Here is a 24,930-nt window from a genome sequence, read left to right as displayed (position 1 = left end):
CCGATGGCTGTCGCACTCTCGACCTTCCTGACCACCTGCCTCGAGTTCGCCGCCCTCTACGCGGCGGTGTACGGCTGCAACGTGGCGGCCTATTTCGCGGTCTGCGGGGCGATCGACTACCTCAACAGGCGCAATCCGGAGCGGCGGATCCAGAAGACCCGGCGCGGCGACAAGCGGATCCGCGAGGAGATCCGCCACAGCCTGAAATCGATCGCCGTGACGGCGGCGTCGCTGTCCATCGGGGTGTTCGCGCTCCTGAAGGGATGGACGCCCTTCACGCCGTTCGAGCTGACCTGGTGGACGGCCGTGCCGCTCTTCCTCGTCACCATGGTGCTGTTCGACGCCTGGTTCTACTTCGGCCACCGGCTTCTCCACACCAAGCCCTTCTACAAGTACCATCTGCTGCATCACCGCAGCGTGGCGCCGACGGTCTGGAGCAGCGATTCGATCGGGCTCGTGGACACGGCCATCTGCCAGGGCTTCTATGCGGTGGTGCCCTTCATCCTGCCGATCCCGCCCGTGATCCTGGTCGCCCACCGGGTGTTCGACCATGTGAACGGCACGTTCGGCCACGCGGGCTTCGAATACTTCGAATCCCGGACGGCGCGGCACCCATGGCCGCTCCTCTGCGCCACCTACCACGATCTCCACCACAGCGAGTTCAGGTACAACTTCGCCAACTACTTCTCGGTCTGGGACCGGCTGCTCGGCACGGCCCACCCCGGCTACGACCGGATGGTGGCGGCCCTGGAGGCCGAGCAGGCGCCCATGCGGTTCGTCGGTCCGCCCGTGCCGGAGCCGCAGCGGCCGGCCCGGGCCCCGGCGGCCGCCGACGCCCCGGCGGCGCCCGCCGAGTGACGGCCGGGCGATCGCGAAGGTACGATCGTTCCGGCCGGCAGTCGCGGGCCTTGCGGTCCGTGGCCTAGCGTTTGCGGGCGCGGCCGAAGGGCGATAGCGTTCCGGAGCACACGCGGCGGTCTACGCCGGAGCACCAAGGGAGGGAGACGAGATGGGCGAAGTCGTCATCGGGGTCGATGTCGGCACCGGCAGCGCGCGCGCCGGCGTGTTCGACCTGAACGGGCGCCTGCTCGGGTCGGCCCGCCAGCCGATCCGCATCTGGCACGAACCCGGCGACATCGTCGAACAGTCTTCCGCCGACATCTGGTCGGCCTGCGCGACGGCGATTCGCGGCGCGGTGACCGAGGCCGGCGTTGCGCCGTCCGACGTGCGCGGCATCGGCTTCGACGCCACCTGCTCGCTGGTGGTCCTGGACCCTGCCGGCCGGTCGCTGCCGGTGGGCCCGTCGGGCGATCCGGCGCGAGACGTGATCGTCTGGATGGACCACCGGGCGCTGGCCGAGACCCGGGCGATCAACGCCGGCGACCACGGCGTGCTCGCCTACGTGGGCGGCGCGATCTCGCCGGAGATGCAGACGCCGAAGCTGAAATGGTTGAAGACGCACCTGCCGGAGACCTTCTCGGAAGCCGGGCACTTCCTGGATCTCTCCGACTTCCTCACCTTCAAGGCGACCGGCAGCCTCGCCCGGTCCGTCTGCACGGTCACGTGCAAGTGGACCTATCTCGCCCACGAGTCCCGCTGGGACGACGCCTTCTTCCGGGCCGTGGGCCTGGAGGACCTGACCGCCGACGATCACCGCCGGATCGGCCGGGAGATCGTGCCGCCCGGAACCCCCCTCGGCGCCGGTCTCACCGCCGAGGCGGCGGCCGCACTCGGCCTGAAGCCGGGCACGCCGGTGGCGGCCTCCCTGATCGACGCGCACGCGGGGGCGGTCGGGTCGCTGGGAGGCGGCGAGGGAGGCGGGACGGAGGGTCGGATCGCCTACATCATGGGGACGTCCGCCTGCGTGATGGCCTCCACCCCGGAGGCGCGCTTCGTGGACGGGGTCTGGGGGCCCTATTTCGCGGCCCTGATGCCGGGCCTCTGGCTGAACGAGGGAGGCCAGTCGGCGGCCGGGGCGGCGATCGACCACCTGATCCGCCTGCATCCGGCCTATCCCAAGCTCGCCGCCGCCGCCCGGGACGAGGGCGGCGACCCGGTGGCGCTCCTGGAGCGGCGTGTGCTCGCCCGCGGCGCGTCGCCGGCGGAGACGGCGCTCCTGGCGCGCGCCGTCCATGTACTGCCGGACTTCCTCGGCAACCGCTCGCCCTTCGCGGACCCGGACGCCCGGGCCGTGATGGCGGGCCTCGGCCTCGAAGCCGACGACGACAGCCTGGACAGGCTGTACGTGGCCGGCCTCTGCGGCCTCGGCTATGGCGCCGCGGAGGTGCTGGAGGCGCTGCGCCGGTCCGGCGTGCCGGCCGACATGCTGGTGGTGAGCGGCGGCGCCTCGCGCTCGCCCCTGGTGCGGCAGATCCTGGCGGACGCCACCGGCGTGCCGGTGGCGGTGCCGGCGACGGCGGAGCCGGTGCTGCTCGGCTCGGCCATGCTGGGCGCGGTGGCGGGCGGCCTGATGCCGGACCTTTCCGCCGCGGGCGACCGCATGTGCGCCCTCGCGTCGGTGGTGGAGCCGGCGGGCGGACGGGTGGCGGACTTCCATACCGCCAAGCGCACGGTCTACGACCGGATGCGCGCCCTCGACCGGGAAAGCCGCGCCCTGATGGCGGGGATCTGAGCCACAGGGGGTCGACAGACGCGCGCCCGGCGGGAGACGAAGGCGGGCGCGCCGCGCCCGACGTCGCGGATGGCGAGCCGTGCGGTCCGTTCACACCTTGTCGAGTTCGCGCGTCTCTTCCATCGGCACCTCGCCGTGGCTGGACATCTGTTCGATCAGCGGCTCCATCTTCTTGTGCTCGATCCGGGCGGCGTTGATGGACGCGCCGAACAGCAGGATGGCGGCGATCAGGTAGAGGAAGACGAGCGCCGTCATGACGCCGGCGAGACCCGCGTAGGTGGAGGCGTAGTTGCCGAAGTTGGAGAGATAGGTGGCGAAGCCGACGCCGCCGAGGATCCAGGCCGAGAGGGTGACGACCACGCCGGGCATCACCTCCGACAGGGTGCGCCTGCCGGACGGCAGCCACAGGTGGGCGATGATGAGCGCGGCGCCGAGGATCACGAGCGTGACCGCGTAGCGCAGCACCGTGAACGTCTTGGAGAATTCGTCGGCGATGGGCGCGAGCGCCACCACCCAGTGCCAGACGACCGGGGCGACGATGACGAGGACCGCCAGGGTGAGCAGCACCAGGCTGCCGATCACCACGAAGCCGATGCTTTCCAGCCTGAGGAGCAGGAAGGACCGTTCCTCCATGCACCCGTAGGCGCGGTTGAGGCCGACCCGGAGCGCCTCCACGCCGTTCGACGCGAACCAGACCGCGAGCGCCACGCCGATGGTGAGGAGGTCGCCGCGCGGAATCAGAAGGACGTTGTTGACCTCCTTGGCGATCGGCGCCGCGATGGAGGCCGGCACGGCGGCGAAGATGAGGTCCACCACCGTCTGGGCGAGATCGGTGAGATCCAGGAAGGCCGCCACCGCGGTGAGGAAGATCAGGAATGGAAACATGGCCATCAGGGCGGTGAGGGCCACGTGGCTGGCAATCGCCCAGCCATCGGTTCTGTTGAATTGGTCGATCGCCGTCCAGACGACTGCGATGGTCTGCCGCAGCCACTTGGTCGGTATCATCGGAATTCCTTTCCCGGCCTGCGAATTTGTACGCCTTCACGCTTTCTTTGGGTCACCCGTACCAAAGATGCATTGAGATTCTTGGGCAGTTCGCCGAGCGTGCGCGCCAAACATCCATGCCGACGACGATCATGCCGACCCTGAGGAGGAACGCAAGATGAGCGCTGCAACCGATCTGACGACCGCCGTCGAAGACGCGCACGAGCGCCTGAGGCAGGCGCTTCCGGCGATCGAGGATCTAATTGCGGCCGCCACCCAGGCCGTCGCGGCCCGGGTGACCGTGGGGGGCAGGATTTCCGGCGAGGCGATGGAGCGCGAGCAGCATGCCGCCCACGGCCTCGCCTGGCTCGCCACCTACGGGGAGAGCCTGAAGCAGCTCCTCTCCTATGCCGACCGGCTGGGCGAGACCGGCGCCTACGGCGACACCGAGCGGCTTCTCGTGGAGATCGGCGCGGCGGAATACCTCGCCCAGATCTTCGGCGGCATCCCGATGAACCAGGGCGAGTTCATCCGCCTCGCGGACCTCGGCGTGGACGCCCGGACGGTCGCGAAGGCCCGCACGGCGGCGGCCGAGAGCCTGATGGAGACCGGCAGCCAGCCGGCGCTCCGCGCGGCGCTCGTGGAGACCATGAAGCAGAAGACGCCGGCGGAGATCGTCGGCAACTCCGGCCTCGACGAGACCATGGAGGCCTTCCGGGCCGAGATGCGCCGCTTCGCCGAGGAGGAGGTGCTGCCGCACGCCCATGAGTGGCACCTTGAGAATGCCTACATTCCGCTGGACGTGGTCGCCAAGCTCGCCGAACTCGGCGTGTTCGGCCTGACGATCCCGGAGGAGTTCGGCGGCCTCGGGCTCGGCAAGGAATCCATGTGCGTCGTGTCCGAGGAGCTGTCGCGCGCCTACATCGGCGTCGGCTCCCTCGGCACCCGGTCGGAGATCGCGGCGGAGCTGATCCTGTGCGGCGGCACGGCCGAGCAGAAGGCCGAATGGCTGCCGAAGATCGCCTCGGGCGAGGTGCTGCCGACGGCGGTGTTCACCGAGCCGAACACCGGCTCCGACCTCGGCTCGCTCCGCACCCGCGCGGTGAAGGACGGCGACGTCTACCGGATCACCGGGAACAAGACCTGGATCACCCATCCGGTGCGCGCGGACGTGATGACGGTGCTCGCCCGGACCAACCCGGACACGACCGACTATCGCGGACTGTCCATGTTCCTCGCCCCGAAGCCGCGCGGCACGGACGAGGAGCCCTTCCCGGCCAAGGGCATGTCGGGCGGCGAGATCGAGGTGCTCGGCTATCGCGGCATGAAGGAATACGAGATCGCCTTCGACGCGTTCGAGGTGCCGGCGGCCAACCTCCTCGGCGGCGTGGAGGGCCAGGGTTTCAAGCAGCTGATGCAGACCTTCGAGAGCGCCCGCATCCAGACGGCGGCCCGCGCGGTGGGCGTCGCCCAGTCGGCCTTCGACATCGGGCTCCAGTATGCGATGGACCGGGTCCAGTTCGGCAAGGCGCTGATCAACTTCCCGCGCGTCGCCGACAAGCTGGCCATGATGGCGGTGGAGATCAACATCGCCCGCCAGCTGACCTACTTCTCGGCCCGCCAGAAGGACGAGGACAAGCGCTGCGACCTGGAGGCCGGCATGGCGAAGCTCCTCGGCGCCCGCATCGCCTGGGCGGCGGCGGACAACGCCCTGCAGATCCACGGCGGCAACGGCTTCGCGCTCGAATACGCCATCAGCCGCGTGCTCTGCGACGCCCGCATCCTCAACATCTTCGAGGGCGCGGCGGAGATCCAGGCCCAGGTTATCGCCCGCCGGCTGCTCGACGGCCGGTGAGGCGGCCCGAGGCCGAGGAAGGGGCGGGCAGGACGGATCACGGCGGCCCGGCGTTTCGATCTCCGCCGGCTCGCCCCTGATCCCGTTCGATCCCGATCCAGGGCCGGCGCTTCCATGGTGCGCCGCCACACGCTTCGTGCTACTCCCGGGCTTCCTTCCATCAGCCCGGATGTCCATGCCATGGCCTTTTCCGAGACCGAGCTCGCCGACCTCATCGCCATCCTGCGCGACGCCGCGCGGGTGGAGATCCTGCCGCGCTTCGCCAACCTCGCCGCGGGCGACGTGAAGGCGAAGAGCCATGCGTCGGATCTGGTGACGGTGGCGGACGAGGCGGCGGAGCGCTTCATCGAGGCGCGGGTGACGGAGCGGTTCGGCGAGGTGCTGTTCGTCGGCGAGGAGATCTTCGAGCGGGACGCCACGGTTGTGGACCGGCTGGCGAGCGCCGAGCGGGCCGTGGTGATCGATCCGATCGACGGCACCTTCAACTACGCCAACGGCATTCCGGCCTTCGCGGTGATCGCCGCCGTCGTCGAAGGCGGCGAGACGATGGCGGGCGTCCTCTACGACCCGATCCGGGACGACTGGCAGTTCGCCCTCAAGGGCCGGGGCGCCTTCCTGGAAGGGCCGAAGCAGCCGCGCCGGGCGATCCGGGTGGCGAAGCCGGTGCCGCTTGACCAGATGCACGGGGCCCTCAACTGGGCCTATGTGGACGGGCCGGTGCGCGAACGCATGCTGAAGGGCGCCGCGCGGCTCTGGGGCGGTTACAGCTACCGCTGCGGCGGCCAGGAGATGCGCCTCATCAACGAGGGCGGCGGCCATTTCGCCCTCTACGGCAAGCTCTCGCCGTGGGACTTCGCCGGCAGCGCGCTGATCCACCGGGAGGCGGGCGGCTATTCGGCCCGGTTCGACGGGTCCGACTACCGGCCCGAACACCGGGACGGCGGCCTGCTGCTGGCGCCGGACAAGGCCACGTGGGACCTTCTCCGGGACGTGCTGTTCGACTGAGCCTGCGGGGCGGCTCTCCCTTGGGCGCCGGGCGCTTCGGCGCCGGCCGGACGGGGATCCGGCGGGGACGGCGGCTCGTATGCCGCCGGGCGGAGCCATTCGACGCCGCGCGGCGTTTTTCGACGGAAACACCCTGTCTCGCCCCCCACCAGGAGACCGATCGTCATGAGCCTGGCCGACCGCCGCCCCGGCGAGGGCGCCTCGCCCGCCTTCCACGGCCCGCGGCCGTTCGCGCCGGTCGCCCTCGTGCTGTCGCTGGCGCTCTGCTTCGCGGCGGCCGGCATCGGCGGCGCGGTGACGACGCCGGAGATCGGCGGCTGGTACGCGTCGCTCCGGAAGCCGCCGTTCAATCCGCCCGACTGGGTGTTCGGGCCCGTGTGGACGGTCCTCTACGGCCTGATGGCGGTCGTGCTCTGGCAGATCTACCGGACGCCGGCGGCGGACGGCGGCGGGCGGCGGCTGCGGAGCCGGGCGCTGTTCGCCTTCGTGGTGCAGCTCGTGCTCAACGTGGCCTGGTCGATCGTGTTCTTCGGCCTGCACTCCCCGGCTGGCGGCATCGCGGTGATCGCCGCGCTCCTCGCCGCGATCGTGTGGCTGATGCGGGCGGCGCGGCCGGTGATCGGCGGCATGACGTGGCTGCTCGCGCCCTATCTCGCCTGGGTGGCCTTCGCGGCGGTGCTCAACGTTTCCATCCTCGCGCTGAACGGTTGACCGGCCGCGCCTCCCGCATCGCCGGGCGCGGCCGGCCGTGATCAGTTGGCGGGACGTCCGGCCCCGTCGCCCTCCGGTGCGAGGCGGGCGGTCCAGCGGGTGAGAAGCCCGGCGTTGGTGACCACCGACACGGAGGAGAGCGCCATGGCGGCGCCGGCGAGGGCCGGCGTCAGCACGCCGAAGGCGGCGAGCGGAATGCCGATCACGTTGTAGGCGAAGGCCCAGAAGAGGTTCTGGCGGATCTTCGCCCGGGTGGCCTTCGCGACCTCCAGGGCCGCCGGCACCAGCCGCGGGTCCGGCCGCATCAGCGTGATGGCGGCGGTCTCCATGGCGACGTCCGTGCCGGTGCCCATGGCGATGCCGACGTCCGCGGCCGCGAGGGCCGGCGCGTCGTTGACGCCGTCGCCCACCATCGCGACGGTCTTGCCGGCGTTGCGGAGCGCCTCCACCTCGCCCGCCTTGTCGGCCGGCAGGACGGGACCGCGCCAGCCGCCGAGGCCGATGTCGGCCGCGACGGACGACGCCACGGCGGCGTTGTCGCCGGTGAGCATGCGGCTCTCGATGCCGCGCGCCTTCAGGGTGGCGACAGCCGCGCGGGCCTCCGGGCGGACCGGATCGGCGAGAGCGAGGACGCCGATGACCTCGCCGTCGCGGGCGACCCAGACCGCCGTCCGCGCCGCCGCCTCGAACCGCGCGAAGGCGTCGGCGAGGGCGGCCGTGTCGATGGCGCGCTCGGCCATGAGGGCGCTGTTGCCGATCGCGACCGCATGGCCGTCCACGGTGGCGGCGACGCCCCGCGCGACCGCGGCCCTGAAGCCGGTGGCGGGCCTCAGCGGCAGGCCGCGGGCGGCGGCGGCGTCCACCACCGCGCGGGCGAGCGGGTGTTCGCTGAAGTGCTGGACGGCGGCCGCAAGGGCGAGGACCTCGTCATCCGAAACGCCCGGCCGGGCCGCGATGTCCACCACCGTGGGACGGCCGACCGTGAGGGTGCCGGTCTTGTCGAACAGCACGACGTCCACGTCGGTCGCCCGCTCCAGGGTCTCGATGTCCTTGATCAGGATGCCGGCGCGGGCGGCGGCGCCGGTTCCGGCCACGAGCGCTGTGGGCGTGGCGAGGCCGAGCGCGCACGGGCAGGCGATGACCAGCACCGAGACGGCGGCGACGAGCGCGGCCTCGAAGCCCTGGCCGGCCACGAGCCACCCGAGGAAGGTGACGAGCGCCACGACGACGACCACCGGCACGAAGACGGCGCTGATCCGGTCCACCAGGACCTGGACGGGCGCCTTGCCGCTCTGGGCGTTCTCCACCAGGCGGGTGATGCGGGCGAGCGTGGTGTCCTCCCCGGTGGCGGTGACCGCCGCCACGAGGGCGGACTCGCCGTTGAGCGCGCCGGTCACCACCGGGTCGCCGGGGCCGCGCTCCACGGGCACGCTTTCGCCGGTGACGAGGCTCTCGTCCACGTGGCCGAGGCCCTCCACGATCCGGCCGTCCACCGGAATGCGCTCGCCGGGCCGGATCAGCACCCGGTCGCCGGCGCGAAGATCCTCCACCGGCACGGGCTCCTCGCGGCCGTCGCGCAGGCGGGTGGCGGTCTCCGGGCGGAGCGCCATCAGGGCGCGCACGGCGGCGGTGGTGCCGGCCTTGGCGCGCGCCTCCATCAGCTTGCCGGCGAGGATGAGCGTGAGCACGGCGGCCGAGGCCTCGAAATAGAGATGGCCGGCGGCCGCGTGGCCGCGCGTCAGCACCATCCAGGTGGAGAAGCCCCAGGCGGCGGTGGTGCCGAGCGCCACCAGAACGTCCATGTTGGCCCCGCCGCTCGCGAGCGCCTTGGCGGCGCCGCGATAGAAGCGCGCGCCGGCCACCACCTGGACGATGGTGGCGAGCACGAGCTCGGTCCAGGGATCCATCAGATGGCCGCCGCCGGTCAGCATGGCTCCCATGGAGGCGAGGAACGGCAGGGTGAGGACGGCGGAGACCGCGAACACCAGAAGCGTGCGCCGGTAGGCGGCCCGGCGCGCCACCTCCTCCGCCTCGCGCTGGCGCCGGCGTTCGGCCGGGTCGGCGGCGCGGGGGCTCGCCTCGTAGCCGGCGCGGTCCACCGCCTCGACCACGACGGCATCGTCGGCGGCGGGCGTCAGCACCACGTCGGCCCGCTCCAGGGCGAGGTTGACGGTGGCGTCGGCAACACCCGGCGTCTTCTTCAGGACGGTCTCGATCCGGGTGGCGCAGGCGGCGCACGTCATGCCCCGGATGTCGAACACGCGCGTGGAGGCGCCGTCGGGCGCGGGTTCGGGCTTGGGTCGGGTCAGGGCCGTCATCTTGTCACCTCGCGTCGGTTCGACGCCCGGGTCAAGGCCGGGCGCAACGGGACGGCCGGGAAGGTGGGCCTTCCAGCGACTGGAAGGTCAAGGGGCAATGACACCGGACGCGCAACGGCCGGAGCCGACGGCTCCGGCAGCCACCCGGAACCCGCCATCAGAACGGGAAGGCGGAGCGGGGCGGACGCTGATTGTAAGCCTTTGTGATCTTGGTTTGTTCTTATGCGGAAACTTGAACAATGATGGTTTACAGCACCTTAAGGGCAGGCGGTTCGAAATAGATAAAGAACTATATATGAAACGCTCATCCCTTCACGATCTGTTCAGTCGTCATTTATAACAATGGTTCACGGCGGCCGAGTCTCATCGCCCCGGTCGGGCCGGCGCGGCTTCCACCGAGTGGAGAGCTGAGGCCGGATCAGGTCAGACGGGCGGGATCGAACCGGGCGACGTCGGCGAGGAGGTCCACGAAGCCGCGGGCAGCGTGGTCGAGGGAGAGCCTGCCCTTCTCGGCCGAGGCGGCGGCGGCGTTGCCGACGGCGCCGGCCGGGTTCAGGTCCTGGGCCTTCCAGCCGAACTGCGCCGGGCCATGGACCCTCAAGTGCGCCATGGTGTCGATCATCTCGTGCTGGGTGGAGCGGAAGTCCGCCGCCTTGTCCATGCGGACGAGATCGGGTCTCAGGTGGAGCATGATGGAGGTCTCCACGTCGCCGCCGTGGATGCCATAGACGAACTCCTCGGCGGGGAACACGCCGTCCGGCTGGCCGAACCGGGCCCAGGACGTGGCGACCGCCAGCATGCGGTGGCGGATGCGGAGCTCCCGGGCGACGATGTCCATGATGGGCACGTTGCCGCCGTGGGACGTGACGATGACGAGCTTTCGCACGCCCGCCCGGGCGACGCTGTCGCCGATGTCGAGCCAAGCCTTGGTGACCGTCTCCCAGTCGAGCGTGAGGGTGCCCGGGCTGTCGATGTGCTCGTTGGACTTCGCCACCGCCTGGACCGGCAGGAAGGTGGCCGGGAGCTCGCCGCCGAGAAGGTCGATCACCCGTCGCACCTGGCCCTCGGCGATGCAGGCATCCGTGTAGACCGGCAGGTGCGGGCCATGCTGCTCGATCGCCGCCACGGGGAGGATCGCTATCCAGGAGGCGGTGTCGCCGTCCCGGAAGTCGGTGGTGGTCATCTCGTGCCAGTGGCGTCGGGGGAGGGTGGGCATGGCAAGGGTCCGGACAGGCTATGGCGGCCGCCCTGGCGGGCGACCCTTGAGGGCGGAAGTCGGCCGCCCTCAAGGGCGGCCGTTGATGGCGAGGTTCGGCCGCGGGTGATCCCCGGTCGCGGGTGATCCCCGGTGGCGTGCGACGGCCGCCGTCAGATCGCTTCCAGGAAGCGCCGCGCGGCCTGTCCGTGTTCATAGCGCAGGCGCGCCACGTCCACACCCACCGGCATGCCGTCCTTCACCCGCCAGCCGCCCTTCACCATCACCCGGTCGGCCGCATGGGCGCCGCAGAGGACGAGGGCGGCGATCGGGTCGCCGGCGCCGGAGAAGCGCAGTTCGTCGAGCGTGAAGAAGGCGAGGTCCGCCTGCTTGCCAACGGCGATGACGCCGATGTCGTCCCGGCGCAGGCATCTGGCCGAGCCCTCGGTCGCCCAGCGGAAGGCGTCGAAATGGGTGACGGAGGCGGCGTCGTAGCGCAGGCGGCCGATCATCAGGGCGTGGCGGACCGCCTCGATCAGGTTGGAGCTGTCGTTGGAGGCGGAGCCGTCCACGCCGAGGCCGACCTTGGCGCCGGCCGCCTCCAGCTCCTTGGTGCGGCACATGCCGGAGGCGAGCACCATGTTGGAGGCCGGGCAGTGGCAGACGCCGACGCCGTGTCGGCCGAGCCGGCCCACCTCCTCGTCGTTGAAGTGGATGCCGTGGGCGACCCAGACCCTGTCGGTCAGCCAGCCGGTCTCCTCGATATAGTCCACCGGCGTGCACCGGAACTTGGACTTGCAGTAGTCCACCTCGTCCTGCGTCTCGGCGAGGTGGGTGTGGAGCGCGCAGTCGTAGGTCTCGGCGAGACGGGCGGTTTCCACCATCAGCCGCTTGGTCACGTTGAACGGCGCGCAGGGCGCGAGCGCGACCTGCAGCATCGAGCCGTCGGACCGGTCGTGGTACTTGGACAGGACGCGCTCGCAATCGGCGAGGATCACGTCGGCGTCCTGGCAGGCGCCCGGAATGGCGTTGCCGCCCTCCTCCACGGTGAGGTTGAGGGAGCCGCGGGTCAGCGTCATGCGCATGCCGATCGCGCCCGCCTCCTCCGCCTGGATGTCCATGGCGTCCTCGAGGCCCGGCGGGAAGAGGTACTGGTGGTCCGACACGGTGGTGCAGCCGGACATCAGGAGTTCGGTCAGCGACAGCCGGGTGGCGAGGCGCAGGTTCTCCGGCGTGACGTTCTTCGCCCAGATGGGAAAGAGCGCCTCCAGCCAGGGGAAGAGCTCCTTGTTGATCGCCTTCGGGTGCGCCCGGGTGAGCGTCTGGAACATGTGGTGGTGGGTGTTGACGAGGCCCGGCGTGATCACGTGGCGGGACGCGTCGAACGTCTGGTCGACGGGCGCGGCCGGCTCGGCTCCCGCCCCGACGAGCTCCACGATCCGGCCGTCCTCCACCACGACGCCGCGTTCGGCGCCGTCGGCCAGGATGGCGATGGGGTCCTTGATCCACAGACGCATGGGCGGTGTCACTCGTAGAAGTCGGAGAGGGCGAGGGAGATGCCGAGGGCGGGAAGGGCAATCGGCGCGTCCGGGCCGATGAGGGCCTGCATGGACCAGGTGTCGCCGTCGCCGCGGGTGTGGAGCAGGCCCGCGGGTTCGTCCGGCGCGACCAGCAGGATGTGGGCGATGGACGGAACGCGCTGGTATTCGGCCACCTTGTGGATGAGGTCCGCTTGCCGGTTCGTCGGCGAGAGCACTTCCACCACGAGGACCGGCTTGTCGGCGTGAAGGAGATCCGGGTCGCCCCGGCCGCAATCGACGAGGATATCCGGGCGGCGCACATTGCCGTCCGGAATCCGCACGCCGATCGCTTCCGTAAAGGGTTCGCACGGGCCTCCGCGCAGCTTCCGATCCAGCGCCGACAGACCATGTCGGACGGCGCGGTCATGGGCCTTGCGCGCGCCGACCATCATCCGCGGCACGCCGTCCACGAGCTCGTACCGCCCCTCCTGCCGGGTGCACCAGTCCAGGAAGGTGTCCGCGTCCATGCGCTCGATCGTCATGTCGCCCATCGCGCGCCCCCGCGCCGTCCGCTTGGCCATCATGGCACCTTCGCGGCGGTGACTTCCACCTCCACCTTGAACTCGGGCCGGGTGAAGCCGGTGACGATGACGAGGGTGGAGGCCGGCGGCGGGGCGGAGACCCAGCGGTCGCGGACCGCCATGTAGGCGGGGAAGTCCTCCCGGCGGGTCACGAAGGCGTTGATCCGGATGACGTCGGCGAAACTCATGCCAGCCTCCGCCAGGATGGCCGCGCAGGCGGCGAAGCAGATCTCCGCCTGGTCGGAGACGTCGTCCGGCACGGTGTCGTCGGGGCGGACGCCGAGCTGGCCGGAGGTGACCAGGAGACGCGCGCCGGCCGGCACCACGATGCCGTGGCTGTAGCGGCCGAAAGGCGGGCGTATGGTGGTGGGGGTGAGGCTCGTCGCCATCGGCGTCTCGACGTGGTCGGCTGGGCGGCACCTTAGGGTGAGCCGCTCGCCCAAGACAAGCCGAAGCAAGCGCCAGACTCCGGCTTTCCGGCGGGGCTTTCTGCCCAATCCTTGTGCAAGGGATCCAAACGCGCATCGCCGCTCGTAGAGAAGCCCGCACGACGGGGGTATCGGCCGGGGCGGGGCCCGGCCAATACCCCTGGCATGGCTCTTGCCAATCATCCGATCAAAATCTCAAATGTCGCCATCGGTTCAGGCGACGTGTCGCGGGAAGGGGCTCCGATCATGGCTTCGCGAATTCTGGTACTCTCCGCCGCCGCTCTCGGCACCCTCGCCGCCGGGCCCGCGTTGGCGCTCGACGAGGTGACCTTCGGCACCAACTGGCTGGCGCAGGCCGAGCACGGGGGCTTCTACCAGGCGGTCGCCGACGGCACCTACGAGAAGCACGGGCTCAAGGTGACGATCCGCCAGGGCGGCCCGCAGGCGGCCAACCGGTCGCTGCTGATCGCCGGCCAGATCCAGTTCTACATGGGCGGCAACATGCTGGAGGGCCTGGACGCGGTGAAGCAGGGCATCCCGACCGTCACGGTCGCGGCGACGTTCCAGAAGGACCCGCAGATCCTGATGGCGCACCCGACCGCCGGCGTGGAGACGTTCGAGGATCTGGCCAAGCTGCCCACCATCTTCATGGGCAAGGACGGCTTCATCAGCTTCTTCCAGTGGATGAAGTCGGCCTATCCGGGCTTCAAGGACGAGCAGTACAAGCCCTACACCTTCAACCCGGCCCCGTTCATCGCCGACCCGCAGTCGGCCCAGCAGGGATATCTGACCTCGGAGCCGTTCGAGGTGGAGCGGCAGGCGGGCTGGAAGCCGAAGATCTTCCTCCTGGCGGATGCGGGCTTCGACACCTATTCGACCACCATCGACACCCAGGCCGAACTCGTGGAGAAGAACCCCGATCTCGTCCAGCGCTTCGTCGATGCGAGCGCGATCGGCTGGTACACCTATCTCTACGGCGACAACACGGCCGCCAACGCGCTGATCAAGGCGGACAATCCGGAGATGTCCGACGAGCAGATCGCCTTCTCGATCGCCAAGATGAAGGAATACGGCATCCTGGAATCCGGGGCCGCGCTGGAGAAGGGCATCGGCTGCATGACGGACGAGCAGCACAAGTCCTTCGCCGACAAGCTCGTCAAGGCCGGCGTCATCGACGCCTCCGTGGACGTCACCAAGGCCTACACGCTCGCCTTCACGTGCAAGGGCGTCGGCCTCGACGTCAAGAAGGCGCTCGGCGGCGGCTGAGCCCCTTGCCGTGCGTGCCGGACGGGCGCCGCCCGTCCGCTTCCGTGTCCGGAGCCGCCCCGACGGGCGGTTCCCCGCCTGCCCCCGGGAACCGATGTCGTCCACCGCCTCCGCCGACCCATCCCGTCGCCCCGTCGTCCGGCTGGAGGGCGTCACCAAGTCGTTCGCCAACGGCACGCTGGCGCTCGACCGGCTCACCCTCGAGGTGCGGCCGGGCGAGTTCCTGAGCCTCCTCGGCCCGTCCGGCTGCGGCAAGTCCACGGCGCTCCGGATCATCGCGGGCCTTGGCCAGCCGACCGCCGGCCGGGTGGACTGGCCGGCGACGCCCCACGACGCGGGCGGCGCTCCGGAGCGGTCCATCGGCTTCGTCTTCCAGGAGCCGACGCTGATGCCGTGGGCGACCGTGTTCAACAACGTGTGGCTGCCTCTCCGCCTGAAAGGCCGGTCGAAGGCGTCGGTCCGGGACGCCGTCATGGAGGCGCTGGAGCGGGTGGGCCTCACCGCCTTCGCCGACGCCTACCCGCGCGAACTCTCCGGCGGCATGAAGATGCGGGTCTCGCTCGCCCGGGCGCTGGTGACCCGGCCGAAGCTCCTCCTGATGGACGAGCCGTTCGCGGCGCTCGACGAGATCACGCGCTTCAAGCTGAACAACGACATCCTGCAGCTGCAGGCCGAGCTCGGCTGGACGGTGGTGTTCGTCACCCATTCGGTGTTCGAGAGCGTCTATCTCTCGTCCCGCATCGTCGTGATGGCGGCCCGGCCCGGCCGGGTGTTCGAGGAGATCGAGGTGCCGGTGCCGCGACCGCGCGACGAAGCCTTCCGGACCTCGCCGGACTACGTGGCGCTCTGCCGGCAGGCGTCCGACGCGCTGACGCGGGCGATGCAGGCGGCCGGGCGGGAGGTCGCGTGATGGCGCTGCCCGAGACCGTCGCTCCGGCGTCCGACCGCGCCGCCCGGGCGCCCGCGGAACCCGGCCCGTGGCGCGACCGGCTGCTTCGGGTGCTGGTGCCGCTCGCGATCCTCGTCCTCGTCGTGCTCGTGTGGGACTGGTACGTGAGAGCCTACGCGATCAGGCCCTTCATCCTGCCCGGTCCCTTCCTGGTGGCCGAGACCCTGGTGAAGGACTGGGGCACGCTCTCCGGGGCGCTCTTCGTGACGATCCGGATCACCTTCACGGCGCTCTTCCTGGCGCTCGTCGGCGGCACGCTGCTCGCCATCCTGCTGGTCCAGTCGAAGATCGTCGAACTGGCGCTCTTTCCCTACGCGGTGGTGCTGCAGGTGACGCCGATCGTCGCGATCGCGCCGCTGATCCTCATCTACGTGCCGGACACCCAGGCCGCCGTCCTTCTCTGCGCCTTCATCGTCACCTTCTTTCCGATCCTCTCCAACACCACCCAGGGGCTGAAGAGCGTCGACCACAATCTCCTCAACCTGTTCGAGCTCTACGGAGCGAGCCGCTGGCAGACCCTCCTGCTCCTGAAGATCCCGGCGGCGCAGCCTTACTTTTTTGCCGGCCTGAAGATCGGCGGCGGCCTTGCCCTCATCGCGGCCGTGGTGGCGGAGTTCGCGGCCGGGTCGGCGGGGGCGGGGTCGGGCCTCGCCTTCCGCATCCTGGAGAGCCAGTACCGCCTCAACATCCCCCGCCTCTTCGCCGGCCTCATCCTCCTGTCGGCGACCGGGGTCGTCATCTTCTGGATGACGAGCCTGGCGTCCCACCTGGCTCTCCGCCGCTGGCACGAGAGCGCGCTGACCCGCGAGACCTGACCCGATGACGCACCCGCGCGACGCGCTGTCCCGGACCGACGGGGCCTTCCGGCTGACGAACGCCACCGTGCCGGCCTGCCTGGTGGACGGCCCGGCGCCGCCGGCGGATCGGTCCGGGCTCGTGCGCCTGGATCTCACCGTGGTGAAAGGCCGCATCGCCGCCATCGCGCCCGCCGGCGCGACGGCGGAAGGCCCCCTGGCGGTGGACGTGGACAGGGGCATGGTCTGGCCGCTGTTCGTCGACATGCACACGCATCTCGACAAGGGGCACATCTGGCCGCGCACGCCGAACCCGGACGGGCGGTTCATGAGCGCGCTCCTCGCCGTGAAGGCGGACCGGGAGACGGCCTGGTCGCCGGAGGACGTGCGGCGGCGGTTCGAGTTCTCGCTCCGGTGCGCCTATGCGCACGGAACCCGCGTGATCCGGACCCACATCGACTCCATCCCGCCCCAGGACGGCCTGTCCTGGCCGGTGTTCGAGGCGCTGCGCGACGCCTGGGCCGGACGGATCGAGGTGCAGGGTGTCGCCCTGGTGGGGCCGGACAGCATGGTGGACCCGGCCGTGATGGACGCCGTCGCGCGCCGGACGAAAGCGGCGGGCGGCGCTCTCGGCGGCGCCATCGCGGCCTTCCCGGAGGTCAGGGCCGCCGTCGCCACCACGGTCGCGACCGCGATCCGCCACGGCCTCGACCTCGACCTCCACGTGGACGAGACGGAGGACCCGTCCTCCGGCGCGCTGGCGATCTACGCGCAGGAGATCCTGGCGCAGGGCTTCGAGGGCCGGGCGGTGGCGGGTCACTGCTGCTCGCTCGCCCGCCAGGACGACGCGACCGTGGACCGGACCCTCGACCTCGTCGCGAAAGCCGGCATCGACGTGGTGTCGCTGCCGATCTGCAACATGTACCTGCAGGACCGCCACCTCGCCGGCGATGACGAGGCCGGCGAAGGGCCGCGCCGGACGCCGCGCTGGCGGGGCGTGACGCTCGCCCACGAGATGAAGGCCCGCGGCATCCGGGTGGCGGTCGCTTCCGACAACACGCGCGACCCGTTCCACGCCTACGGCGACCTGGACGGCCTGGAGGTGTTCCGCGAGGCGACGCGCATCCTGCACCTCGACCATCCCCACGGCGGCTGGCCGGGCGCGGTGGCGCGGGACGCCGCCGACGCCATCGGGGAGGAAGGCTTCGGCCGGATCCGCGTGGGCGGGCCGGCCGACCTCGTGCTGTTCCGGGGGCGGACCTACACAGAATTGCTGGCGCGCCCGGAAGCGGACCGCGTCATTCTCCGCGACGGACGCCTGACGGCCGCCGCGCTGCCCGACTACCGCGACCTCGACGACCTCTTCGGAGACGCCAGCCCATGAGCGCAGCCCCGAGTGCCGACCTTGCCGCCTTCCGCGCCGCCCTGGGGCCGATCGCCCAGGAGGACAACCCCGCCATCGTGCGCCAGAAGAGCCGCGACTTCTTCTGGTATTCGCCGGTTCTGAAGCGCCAGCTGGAGCATGTGACCGGCGATCTCGTGGTGACGCCGAAGACGGAGGCGGAGGTGGTCGAGGTGGCCCGCGCCGCCTACGCCCACGGGGTGCCGCTGACGACCCGCGGGGCGGGCACGGGCAACTACGGCCAGGCGATGCCGCTCTCCGGCGGGGTCGTGCTCAACCTCGCCGACCTCGACAGGGTGAAGGCGATCCGGCCCGGCGTGGTGACAGCCGAGGCGGGCGTCATCATGGAGAAGCTCGACGCGGAGACGAAGGCGCACTCGCGCCAGGAACTGCGGCTTCACCCGTCGACCTACCGGACCGCCACCCTCGGCGGCTTCATCGCCGGCGGGTCCGGCGGGGTCGGGTCGATCCGCTGGGGCGGCCTGCGCGACCTCGGCAACATCATCCGGGCCCGGGTGGTGACCTGCGAGGCGACCCCGAGGATCCTCGACCTCACCGGCGAGGACATCGCGAAGGTGAGCCACGCCTACGGAACCACCGGCATCATCACCGAGGTGGAGGTGCCGCTCGCGCCCGCCTACGACTGGGTGGACGTGCTCGTCGGCTTCGACGACTTCGTGGCGGCGGCCGCCTTCGCGGACGCCCTCGGCAACGAGGACGGCATCCTCCTGAAGAACCTCGCCGTGATCGCGGCGCCCATGCCGCACGACTATTTCCTGAGGCACCAGAAGTTCATCCGCCGCGACCAGTCCCTGGTGGCCGTCATGGTGGCGCCCTTCGCGCTCGACGCCATGCTGACCTTCACGGCCCGCGACGCCCGGGCGGACGTGGTCTACCGGTCCGACCGGGCGAGCGCGGACGACCTGAAGAGCCTGCCGCCCTCCTACGAGCTCTCGTGGAACCACACGACGCTGCGCGGGCTCCGGGTCGATCCGGGCATCACCTACCTGCAGGTGCTCTACCCGTTCCCGGACCAGATCGCCAAGGTGGCCAAGCTGACCGCGCTCTTCGGCGACGAAGTGCCGGGCCACCTGGAGTTCGTGCGCTTCGACGGCAAGATCACCTGCTTCGGCCTGCCGGTCGTCCGCTACACGACCGAGGAGCGGCTGGAGGAGATCATCCGCCTCCACGAGGAGCACGGCTGCCCGATCTTCAACCCGCACCGATACACCCTGGAGGAGGGCGGCATGAAGCAGACCGACGCCATCCAGCTGGCGTTCAAGCGGGAAGCGGACCCGAAGGGCCTGCTCAATCCCGGCAAGATGATCGCCTGGGAGGATCCGGCCTACGACTTCTCGGCGGCGAAGACCTATCTCTTCCCGGGTCTCAGGCAGGCGGGGTGAGGGCGCCATGCGCGTTCTGGTGATCCATGCCCATCCGGTGGAGACGAGCTACAACGCGGCTCTGCACGCGGCCGTCGTGAAGAGCCTCGCCCTGGCGGGGCACCAGGTGGACGACCTCAATCTCTACGCGGAGACGTTCGATCCGGTGCTCTCCCGGGAAGAGCGGATCGGCTACCACGACATCCCGTCCAACCGGGCGGGCGTCGGGCCCTATGTGGACCGGCTGCTCGCCGCCGAGGCGTTGGTGCTCGTCTATCCGGTGTGGAACTACGGCTTGCCGGCCATCCTGAAGGGCTTCGTGGACCGGGTCTTTCTGCCGGGCGTCTCCTTCGTGATGCGGGACGGCAAGGTGGCGCCGACCCTGACGAACATCCGCAAGCTCGCCGTGGTGACCACCTATGGCGGCACGCGCTGGCGGGCGATCCTCGCCGGCGACCCGCCGCGCAAGATCGCCGAGCGGGTGTTCCGGGTCACCATGGGCTTCCCGGCGCTCACCTATCTCGCCCACTACGACATGAACCGCTCCACGGACGCCAGCCGGGCGGCGTTCCTGGCGAAGGTCCGGCGGTCGATGGAGCGGTTCTGAGCGGAAACGCCTGGCCGGGCGTTCTCAAGGATCAAGTCTGGAGCGGTTTCGATCGTGAACGTACTCGTCGTCTACTGCCACCCTTGCGCGGATTCGTTCGTGGCCGCGGTGAAGGACGCGGCGCTCGCGGGCCTCGGCAGGGCCGGCCACGCGGTGCGGCTGGTGGACCTCTACGGGGAGGAGTTCCGCCCGCACATGACCGCCCTGGAGCGCCGCCAGTACCACGACGCGGGCGTGAACGAGGCGGAGGTCGCCGCCCATGTGGATCACGTGAGATGGGCCGAGGCGCTGCTCTTCGTCTATCCCACCTGGTGGTACAACCTGCCGGCCATGCTGAAGGGCTGGCTCGACCGGGTGTTCGTGCCGCACGTGGCCTTCACCCTGCCGACGGAGACGCAAGGGATCCGCGGCAACCTGCGCAACATCCGCCGCATCGACGTGGTGACCACCTGCGGGGCCACCTGGGCCCTCTCCAAGCTGATGGGCGAACCGGGGCGGAAGACGCTCACCCGGGGGCTGCGGGCGATCTGCCACCCGCTCTGCCGGACGAGCTACACGGCGCTCTACCGCATGGACACGGTGTCGGCGGAGCGGCGCGAGCGCTATCTCGCCGAGGTGAGCGAGCGCTGCGCGCGGATGCGCTGAGGCCCCCTCACCGGACCCAGTGGCGGCCCTTCAGGTGGACGCCGAACCGGGTGGGGGTGCGGGCGAAGGCGACGAGGCCGGCGAGGGCCGGACGGTCGTGCGTGATGATGGCGGTCGGGATGGAGGCGAGAAGGGCGCCGTGGGGCCACTTGTCCTCGAAGGCCGCGCGGAAACCGCCCTTCCGGAGCGTGGCGGCGATCCGGGGCGGGATGCCGCCGGCGAGATAGACGCCGCCCTTGGCCAGGAAGGCGAGGGCGAGGCTGCCCGCCACGCGGCCGAGATGGACGGCGAAGAGGTCGAGCGTCTCGGCGGCGAGCGGGTCGCCGGCCTCGGCGGCGGCCGTGACCTCGGCGGGAGTGGTGCAGACGGCCGGAAGCCCGTCGGCGGCCGCGATGGCGCGGTAGAGGCGCACCATGCCGGAGCCGCAGACGATCGTCTCGCCCGACACGCGCTCGCCGACCCGATCGATGTGGGGCCAGATCTGCAGATCCCGGGCGGTGACCGGCGCGAGGTCGATGTGACCGCCCTCGCCGGGAACGGGAATCCACGAATGGGCCGCGTGGACGAGGCCGGCGGCGCCGAGGCCGGTGCCCGGCCCGACCACGATCTTGGTGCCGTCGTCCGGCGGCAGGGCGGGGCCGATCGCGACGAGATCCTTCGCCTCCAGGGCCGGCAGGGAGAGCGCGAGGGCCTCGAAGTCGTTGAACAGGATCACGTGGTCGAGATCGAAGCGGTCGAGGAGGGCGCGCGGCTCCACCACCCAGGGGCAGTTGGTGAGCTGGGTCCGCTCCTCGCCGATCGGCCCGGCGACGGCGAAGATCAGGCTGCGGGGGCGGATGGACGTGTGGTCGATCACCTCGGCGGCGAGCGCCTCCTCGATCGAGGCGTGGGCGCGCGTCTCCACGTTGGCGAAGTGGCGCAGTTCCGCGTGGGTGTCCGACAGGAGGGCGAAGCGCGCGTTGGTGCCGCCGATGTCGGCGAACAGGACCGGGAAGGGAAGGGCCTTGAGATCGTCTTCGGAAAGCTGCCGGACCATCGGGTAACTCGCTCTTCGTCGTCAGCGTCGGAATGGATGCGGCGGGCGCGGGAGCCGTGTCCCGCGACGACAGGCCGGCCTCAGGCGGGCTCCGAACCGGCGAGGCGGTCGGTCGTGATCAGAAGGTCGGCCGTCCGGCGATTGAGCGCCATCGGAATGTCGTACACAAGGGCCAGTCGCGTGAGGGCCTTCACGTCCACGTCGTGGGGCATCGGGGACAGGGGATCGACGAAGAAGATGAGGCCGTCGAGCCGGCCCTCGGCGATGAGGGCGCCGATCTGCTGGTCGCCGCCGAGCGGCCCGCTCTTCAATCTTGTGACCGGCAGGTCCGGACAGGCCGCCTCCACGCGGGCGCCGGTGGTGCCGGTGGCGACGAGGTCGAAGGCCTTCAGCCGCTCGGCGTTGGCCCTCGCGAAGGCGACCATCTCGTCCTTCTTCGCGTCATGGGCGACGAGGGCGAGGGCGGGGCGTGCGCTCATGGTGATCCCTCCCGTCGGGCCACTTATTTTGTGGTCCGTAATTAGTATGGTCCGTCATACTCCGTTTCGCGCCGGGAACAAAGATCCCATGTGGCCCGGTGCGGCGGAACAGAGAGTCGGCCACGCCGCTTTGCGGGCGGAGCCGAGCGATCCGCCGTCGGCGCCATCGCCCGGGCCTTGTCAGAAGTGTCCTGCTCATGGTCATTTGATGGATCGCGCGGCGGCCCAGAGTGATCTCCGGCGATCCGGCAAACGCGTCCCGCTTTAATTGTCCGCTTGGTCAAAAACCAACAACAAAGCCGATGCAAACCGCCGGAAAAGGTGATTAGCTTGCGGTCGGGTGGTGGTGAAGCGTCCCACGCGAGGGCGCCTCCGCCGCTTGAAACAATACTTCCGAGAGGGCGAGGCAGGTTATGTTCAAGAAGGTGATCGGTGCCGCCGTGGTGGCCGCGGCGCTCGCGGCGCCGGCTCATGCCGCCGACGTGAAGCCGGCGGTCGTCTACGGGACCGGCGGCAAGTTCGACAAGTCGTTCAACGAGGCCGCCTATGGCGGCGCCGAGCGGTTCAAGGCCGAGACCGGCATCGAGTACCGGGACTTCGAGCCGACGAACGACACCCAGGGCGAGCAGGCGCTGCGCAACTTCGCCAGCCGCGGCTTCAACCCTGTGGTGGGCGTGTCCTTCGCCTGGACCTCGGCGATCGAGAAGGTGGCGGCGGAATTCCCCGACACCAAGTTCTACCTGATCGACAGCGTCGTGGAGAAGCCGAACGTCCGCTCGGTGGTGTTCAAGGAGCACGAGGGCTCCTACCTCGTCGGCGTGCTGGCGGGCCTCGCCTCCGAGACCGGGACCGTCGGCTTCGTCGGCGGCATGGACATTCCGCTGATCTCCAAGTTCGCCTGCGGCTACGCCCAGGGCGCCGCGGCGGCCAAGGACGGCACCAAGACGCTGCGCAACATGATCGGCACCACCGGCGCCGCCTGGAACGACCCGGTGCGCGGCGGCGAGCTCGCCAAGTCGCAGATGGACCAGGGCGCCGACGTGATCTACGCGGCCGCGGGCGCCTCCGGCCTCGGCGTGCTGCAGGCCGCCGCCGACGCCGGCAAGCTCGGCATCGGCGTCGACAGCAACCAGAACGGGGTGCACCCGGGATCGGTGCTGACCTCCATGATCAAGCGGGTGGACCTGGCGGTCTACAACGCCTTCATGGACGTGAAGAACGATAAGTTCGAGCCGGGCGTCCTGGCGCTCGGCGTCGCCGAGGACGGCGTGGGCTGGGCGCTCGACGACAACAACGCCAAGCTGGTGACCGACGAGATGAAGGCCGCCGTGGAGAAGGCCAAGGCGGACATTATCGCCGGCACCATCAAGGTGCACGACTACATGACCGACAACAGCTGCCCGAACTGACGGGATCCGGGGCGGCCGTCCCCCCATCGGCCGCCCCGTTCCCGGCCGTTCCGCCCGTCGGATCCCCCGCCACGGCAAGGCCGGCGCCGTCGCGCGCCGGCCTTCCGCCCCAACGACCCGCCGCGTCGCCGGAGTGTCCCCGCCTTGAACGCCCCCGTCCGCACCGTGCCCGACGCCGACGCGCCCGCCATCGAGCTGGTCGGCATCGACAAGAGCTTCGGCCCGGTCCACGCCAACAAGGACATCCACCTCACGGTGAGGCGCGGCACCATCCACGGCGTCATCGGCGAGAACGGGGCCGGGAAATCGACGCTGATGTCCATCCTCTACGGCTTCTACCAGGCCGACCGGGGGGAGATCCGGGTCGGCGGGCGGCCGATCGTGATCAAGGACAGCCAGGCGGCGATCGCGGCGGGCATCGGCATGGTGCACCAGCACTTCATGCTGGTGGAGAACTTCACCGTGCTGGAGAACGTGATGCTGGGAGCGGAAGGCGGCGCCTTCCTGAAGACCGGCATCGCGAAGGCCCGGGCCGAGCTGAAGCGCCTGGAGACCGAATACGCCCTCGACGTGGATCCCGACGCGGTGATCGAGACCCTGCCCGTCGGCCGCCAGCAGCGCGTGGAGATCCTGAAGGCGCTCTACCGCGGGGCCGACATCCTGATCCTGGACGAGCCCACCGGCGTGCTGACGCCGGCCGAGGCGGACCACCTGTTCCGCATCCTCCGGGTGCTCCGCGACCAGGGCAAGACGGTGATCCTGATCACCCACAAGCTCCGCGAGATCATGGCCATCACCGACGCGGTCTCGGTGATGCGCCGGGGCGAGATGGTGGCGACGCGCACGACCGCCGAGACCACGGTGGAGGAACTGGCCGAGCTGATGGTCGGCCGGCGCGTGCTGCTGAAGGTGGACAAGGGGCCGGCGAAGCCGGGCCCGGTGGCGCTCTCGGTGCGCAACCTGACGGTCCGGGACCATCGCGGCGTCACCATGGTGGACGACGTTTCGTTCGACGTGCGGGCCGGCGAGATCGTCGGCATCGCGGGGGTCGCCGGCAACGGCCAGTCGGAACTCCTGGAGGCGCTCGCGGGCATCCGCAAGCCGGCCTCCGGCGACATCCTGATCGAGGGGAAGAGCACACTCGGGGCCGATCCGGCCATGCTGCGGCGGCGCGGCCTCGCCCATGTGCCGGAGGACCGGCACCACATGGGGCTGGTGCTGAAGTTCGAGGAGTACGAGAACAGCATCCTCGGCTATCACGACGATCCGCGCTTCGTGCGGGGGCCCTTCCTGGACATCGAGGCGATCCGGGCCGACGCCCGGGACAAGATCGCCAAGTACGACATCCGGCCGCCCAACCCGCGGCTGAAGACGGCCAACTTCTCCGGCGGCAACCAGCAGAAGATCGTGCTCGCCCGCGAGATCGAGCGCGACCCGACCGTGCTCATCATCGGCCAGCCGACCCGGGGCGTGGACATCGGCGCCATCGAGTTCATCCACCGGCGGATCGTGGAGATGCGCGACGCCGGCAAGGCCATCCTGCTCGTGTCGGTGGAGCTCGACGAGATCCGCGCCCTGGCCGACCGGGTGATCGTGATGTTCGCCGGGCGCGTGGTGGGCGAGAAGACGCCGGAGGCCAGCGAGCAGACCCTCGGCCTCATGATGGCGGGCATCGGCCCATGACCGGCGCATCCGCCACGTCCCGCCGTCCGACCCCGTCCGCCCCGCACCG

22 protein-coding genes are annotated in these 24,930 nt (G+C 70.5%); 14 read left to right on the top strand and 8 right to left on the bottom strand.

The features are described 5' to 3' along the window. Window positions 1–3: 3 nt before the first annotated feature. Together HND91_RS01170 and HND91_RS01165 are read left to right on the top strand one after the other, a co-directional pair. Complete coding sequence (locus HND91_RS01170) at window positions 4–858, top strand: sterol desaturase family protein (RefSeq protein ID WP_181704683.1); 855 nt, start codon at window positions 4–6, stop codon at window positions 856–858. Window positions 859–1,009: 151 nt separating this feature from the next. Continuing rightward, complete coding sequence (locus tag HND91_RS01165) at window positions 1,010–2,632, top strand: FGGY-family carbohydrate kinase (RefSeq protein WP_181704682.1); 1,623 nt, start codon at window positions 1,010–1,012, stop codon at window positions 2,630–2,632. Between the two features lie 90 nt (window positions 2,633–2,722). Here the strand turns inward: HND91_RS01165 and HND91_RS01160 are convergent, their stop codons facing one another. After that, on the bottom strand, window positions 2,723–3,637 hold the full coding sequence (locus HND91_RS01160) for a YihY/virulence factor BrkB family protein (protein WP_181704681.1): 915 nt from the start codon (window positions 3,635–3,637) through the stop codon (window positions 2,723–2,725). 157 nt (window positions 3,638–3,794) lie between these two features. On the opposite strand from HND91_RS01160, the gene HND91_RS01155 reads away from it, so the two are divergent. From HND91_RS01155 to HND91_RS01145, 3 genes are all read left to right on the top strand, one after another. Further along, a complete protein-coding gene (locus tag HND91_RS01155) occupies window positions 3,795–5,471 on the top strand; it encodes an acyl-CoA dehydrogenase family protein (RefSeq protein ID WP_181704680.1) in 1,677 nt (558 codons plus the stop codon). A 180-nt stretch (window positions 5,472–5,651) separates the two neighbouring features. Then, the gene (locus HND91_RS01150; RefSeq protein WP_181704679.1) at window positions 5,652–6,476 is read left to right on the top strand and encodes an inositol monophosphatase family protein; all 825 of its coding nucleotides are present in this window, start codon (window positions 5,652–5,654) and stop codon (window positions 6,474–6,476) included. 165 nt (window positions 6,477–6,641) lie between these two features. Next, window positions 6,642–7,187, top strand: a complete 546-nt coding sequence (locus tag HND91_RS01145) for a TspO/MBR family protein (RefSeq protein WP_181704678.1) — start codon at window positions 6,642–6,644, stop codon at window positions 7,185–7,187. Between the two features lie 41 nt (window positions 7,188–7,228). Here the strand turns inward: HND91_RS01145 and HND91_RS01140 are convergent, their stop codons facing one another. The 5 genes from HND91_RS01140 to HND91_RS01120 all read right to left on the bottom strand — a co-directional run bounded on the left by HND91_RS01140 (window position 7,229) and on the right by HND91_RS01120 (window position 13,190). Further along, window positions 7,229–9,505: a heavy metal translocating P-type ATPase gene (locus tag HND91_RS01140; protein ID WP_181704677.1), complete on the bottom strand. Its 2,277-nt coding sequence runs from the start codon at window positions 9,503–9,505 to the stop codon at window positions 7,229–7,231. Between the two features lie 418 nt (window positions 9,506–9,923). After that, window positions 9,924–10,721, bottom strand: coding sequence for a creatininase family protein (locus tag HND91_RS01135; protein WP_181704676.1), 798 nt, complete (start codon window positions 10,719–10,721; stop codon window positions 9,924–9,926). Window positions 10,722–10,873: 152 nt separating this feature from the next. After that, window positions 10,874–12,217, bottom strand: coding sequence for an 8-oxoguanine deaminase (locus HND91_RS01130; protein WP_181704675.1), 1,344 nt, complete (start codon window positions 12,215–12,217; stop codon window positions 10,874–10,876). An 8-nt stretch (window positions 12,218–12,225) separates the two neighbouring features. Next, a complete protein-coding gene (locus tag HND91_RS01125) occupies window positions 12,226–12,804 on the bottom strand; it encodes a Uma2 family endonuclease (RefSeq protein WP_210272527.1) in 579 nt (192 codons plus the stop codon). Beyond that, window positions 12,801–13,190, bottom strand: coding sequence for a RidA family protein (locus HND91_RS01120; protein WP_181704674.1), 390 nt, complete (start codon window positions 13,188–13,190; stop codon window positions 12,801–12,803). The genes HND91_RS01125 and HND91_RS01120 overlap by 4 nt, the downstream gene beginning before the upstream one ends. Window positions 13,191–13,475: 285 nt before the next feature. Between HND91_RS01120 and HND91_RS01115 the strand changes: the two genes are divergently transcribed. From HND91_RS01115 to HND91_RS01085, 7 genes are all read left to right on the top strand, one after another. Further along, window positions 13,476–14,495, top strand: a complete 1,020-nt coding sequence (locus HND91_RS01115; RefSeq protein WP_181704673.1) for an ABC transporter substrate-binding protein — start codon at window positions 13,476–13,478, stop codon at window positions 14,493–14,495. Between the two features lie 94 nt (window positions 14,496–14,589). Continuing rightward, a complete protein-coding gene (locus tag HND91_RS01110) occupies window positions 14,590–15,405 on the top strand; it encodes an ABC transporter ATP-binding protein (protein ID WP_181704672.1) in 816 nt (271 codons plus the stop codon). Further along, window positions 15,405–16,259, top strand: a complete 855-nt coding sequence (locus HND91_RS01105) for an ABC transporter permease (RefSeq protein WP_181704671.1) — start codon at window positions 15,405–15,407, stop codon at window positions 16,257–16,259. Before HND91_RS01110 ends, HND91_RS01105 begins: the two co-directional genes overlap by 1 nt. 4 nt (window positions 16,260–16,263) lie before the next feature. Then, complete coding sequence (locus HND91_RS01100) at window positions 16,264–17,622, top strand: cytosine deaminase (RefSeq protein WP_181704670.1); 1,359 nt, start codon at window positions 16,264–16,266, stop codon at window positions 17,620–17,622. Further along, on the top strand, window positions 17,619–19,043 hold the full coding sequence (locus HND91_RS01095; protein ID WP_181704669.1) for an FAD-binding oxidoreductase: 1,425 nt from the start codon (window positions 17,619–17,621) through the stop codon (window positions 19,041–19,043). Before HND91_RS01100 ends, HND91_RS01095 begins: the two co-directional genes overlap by 4 nt. A 7-nt stretch (window positions 19,044–19,050) precedes the next feature. Continuing rightward, window positions 19,051–19,629 (top strand): NAD(P)H-dependent oxidoreductase, encoded by a 579-nt coding sequence (locus HND91_RS01090; protein WP_181704668.1) that lies wholly within the window; start codon window positions 19,051–19,053, stop codon window positions 19,627–19,629. A gap of 54 nt (window positions 19,630–19,683) precedes the next feature. Further along, window positions 19,684–20,274 carry an NAD(P)H-dependent oxidoreductase gene (locus tag HND91_RS01085; protein WP_181704667.1) on the top strand — a complete coding sequence of 197 codons (591 nt, stop codon included), beginning with the start codon at window positions 19,684–19,686 and terminating at the stop codon, window positions 20,272–20,274. A gap of 7 nt (window positions 20,275–20,281) precedes the next feature. On the opposite strand, the gene HND91_RS01080 is transcribed toward HND91_RS01085, so the two are convergent. Both HND91_RS01080 and HND91_RS01075 read right to left on the bottom strand, forming a co-directional pair. Continuing rightward, a complete protein-coding gene (locus HND91_RS01080) occupies window positions 20,282–21,310 on the bottom strand; it encodes a glucokinase (RefSeq protein WP_181704666.1) in 1,029 nt (342 codons plus the stop codon). Between the two features lie 80 nt (window positions 21,311–21,390). Then, window positions 21,391–21,789, bottom strand: coding sequence for a methylglyoxal synthase (locus HND91_RS01075; RefSeq protein WP_181704665.1), 399 nt, complete (start codon window positions 21,787–21,789; stop codon window positions 21,391–21,393). A 413-nt stretch (window positions 21,790–22,202) separates the two neighbouring features. On the opposite strand from HND91_RS01075, the gene HND91_RS01070 reads away from it, so the two are divergent. Together HND91_RS01070 and HND91_RS01065 are read left to right on the top strand one after the other, a co-directional pair. Beyond that, the gene (locus tag HND91_RS01070; RefSeq protein ID WP_181704664.1) at window positions 22,203–23,198 is read left to right on the top strand and encodes a BMP family lipoprotein; all 996 of its coding nucleotides are present in this window, start codon (window positions 22,203–22,205) and stop codon (window positions 23,196–23,198) included. 165 nt (window positions 23,199–23,363) lie between these two features. Further along, window positions 23,364–24,881, top strand: coding sequence for an ATP-binding cassette domain-containing protein (locus HND91_RS01065; protein WP_181705175.1), 1,518 nt, complete (start codon window positions 23,364–23,366; stop codon window positions 24,879–24,881). Window positions 24,882–24,930: the final 49 nt, after the last annotated feature.

The organism is Chthonobacter rhizosphaerae, from assembly GCF_013839525.1.
Taxonomy (GTDB): domain Bacteria; phylum Pseudomonadota; class Alphaproteobacteria; order Rhizobiales; family Pleomorphomonadaceae; genus Chthonobacter; species Chthonobacter rhizosphaerae.
This window is presented reverse-complemented; position numbering and strand designations above follow the sequence as displayed.

What these genes read in the sequence shown, in the direction of transcription:
- HND91_RS01170 (WP_181704683.1), top strand. Translation starts at nt 4, where the DNA reads ATGGCTGTCGCACTCTCGACCTTCCTGACCACCTGCCTCGAGTTCGCC.
- HND91_RS01165 (WP_181704682.1), top strand. Translation starts at nt 1,010, where the DNA reads ATGGGCGAAGTCGTCATCGGGGTCGATGTCGGCACCGGCAGCGCGCGC.
- HND91_RS01160 (WP_181704681.1), bottom strand. Translation starts at nt 3,637, where the DNA reads ATGATACCGACCAAGTGGCTGCGGCAGACCATCGCAGTCGTCTGGACG.
- HND91_RS01155 (WP_181704680.1), top strand. Translation starts at nt 3,795, where the DNA reads ATGAGCGCTGCAACCGATCTGACGACCGCCGTCGAAGACGCGCACGAG.
- HND91_RS01150 (WP_181704679.1), top strand. Translation starts at nt 5,652, where the DNA reads ATGGCCTTTTCCGAGACCGAGCTCGCCGACCTCATCGCCATCCTGCGC.
- HND91_RS01145 (WP_181704678.1), top strand. Translation starts at nt 6,642, where the DNA reads ATGAGCCTGGCCGACCGCCGCCCCGGCGAGGGCGCCTCGCCCGCCTTC.
- HND91_RS01140 (WP_181704677.1), bottom strand. Translation starts at nt 9,505, where the DNA reads ATGACGGCCCTGACCCGACCCAAGCCCGAACCCGCGCCCGACGGCGCC.
- HND91_RS01135 (WP_181704676.1), bottom strand. Translation starts at nt 10,721, where the DNA reads ATGCCCACCCTCCCCCGACGCCACTGGCACGAGATGACCACCACCGAC.
- HND91_RS01130 (WP_181704675.1), bottom strand. Translation starts at nt 12,217, where the DNA reads ATGCGTCTGTGGATCAAGGACCCCATCGCCATCCTGGCCGACGGCGCC.
- HND91_RS01125 (WP_210272527.1), bottom strand. Translation starts at nt 12,804, where the DNA reads ATGATGGCCAAGCGGACGGCGCGGGGGCGCGCGATGGGCGACATGACG.
- HND91_RS01120 (WP_181704674.1), bottom strand. Translation starts at nt 13,190, where the DNA reads ATGGCGACGAGCCTCACCCCCACCACCATACGCCCGCCTTTCGGCCGC.
- HND91_RS01115 (WP_181704673.1), top strand. Translation starts at nt 13,476, where the DNA reads ATGGCTTCGCGAATTCTGGTACTCTCCGCCGCCGCTCTCGGCACCCTC.
- HND91_RS01110 (WP_181704672.1), top strand. Translation starts at nt 14,590, where the DNA reads ATGTCGTCCACCGCCTCCGCCGACCCATCCCGTCGCCCCGTCGTCCGG.
- HND91_RS01105 (WP_181704671.1), top strand. Translation starts at nt 15,405, where the DNA reads ATGGCGCTGCCCGAGACCGTCGCTCCGGCGTCCGACCGCGCCGCCCGG.
- HND91_RS01100 (WP_181704670.1), top strand. Translation starts at nt 16,264, where the DNA reads ATGACGCACCCGCGCGACGCGCTGTCCCGGACCGACGGGGCCTTCCGG.
- HND91_RS01095 (WP_181704669.1), top strand. Translation starts at nt 17,619, where the DNA reads ATGAGCGCAGCCCCGAGTGCCGACCTTGCCGCCTTCCGCGCCGCCCTG.
- HND91_RS01090 (WP_181704668.1), top strand. Translation starts at nt 19,051, where the DNA reads ATGCGCGTTCTGGTGATCCATGCCCATCCGGTGGAGACGAGCTACAAC.
- HND91_RS01080 (WP_181704666.1), bottom strand. Translation starts at nt 21,310, where the DNA reads ATGGTCCGGCAGCTTTCCGAAGACGATCTCAAGGCCCTTCCCTTCCCG.
- HND91_RS01075 (WP_181704665.1), bottom strand. Translation starts at nt 21,789, where the DNA reads ATGAGCGCACGCCCCGCCCTCGCCCTCGTCGCCCATGACGCGAAGAAG.
- HND91_RS01070 (WP_181704664.1), top strand. Translation starts at nt 22,203, where the DNA reads ATGTTCAAGAAGGTGATCGGTGCCGCCGTGGTGGCCGCGGCGCTCGCG.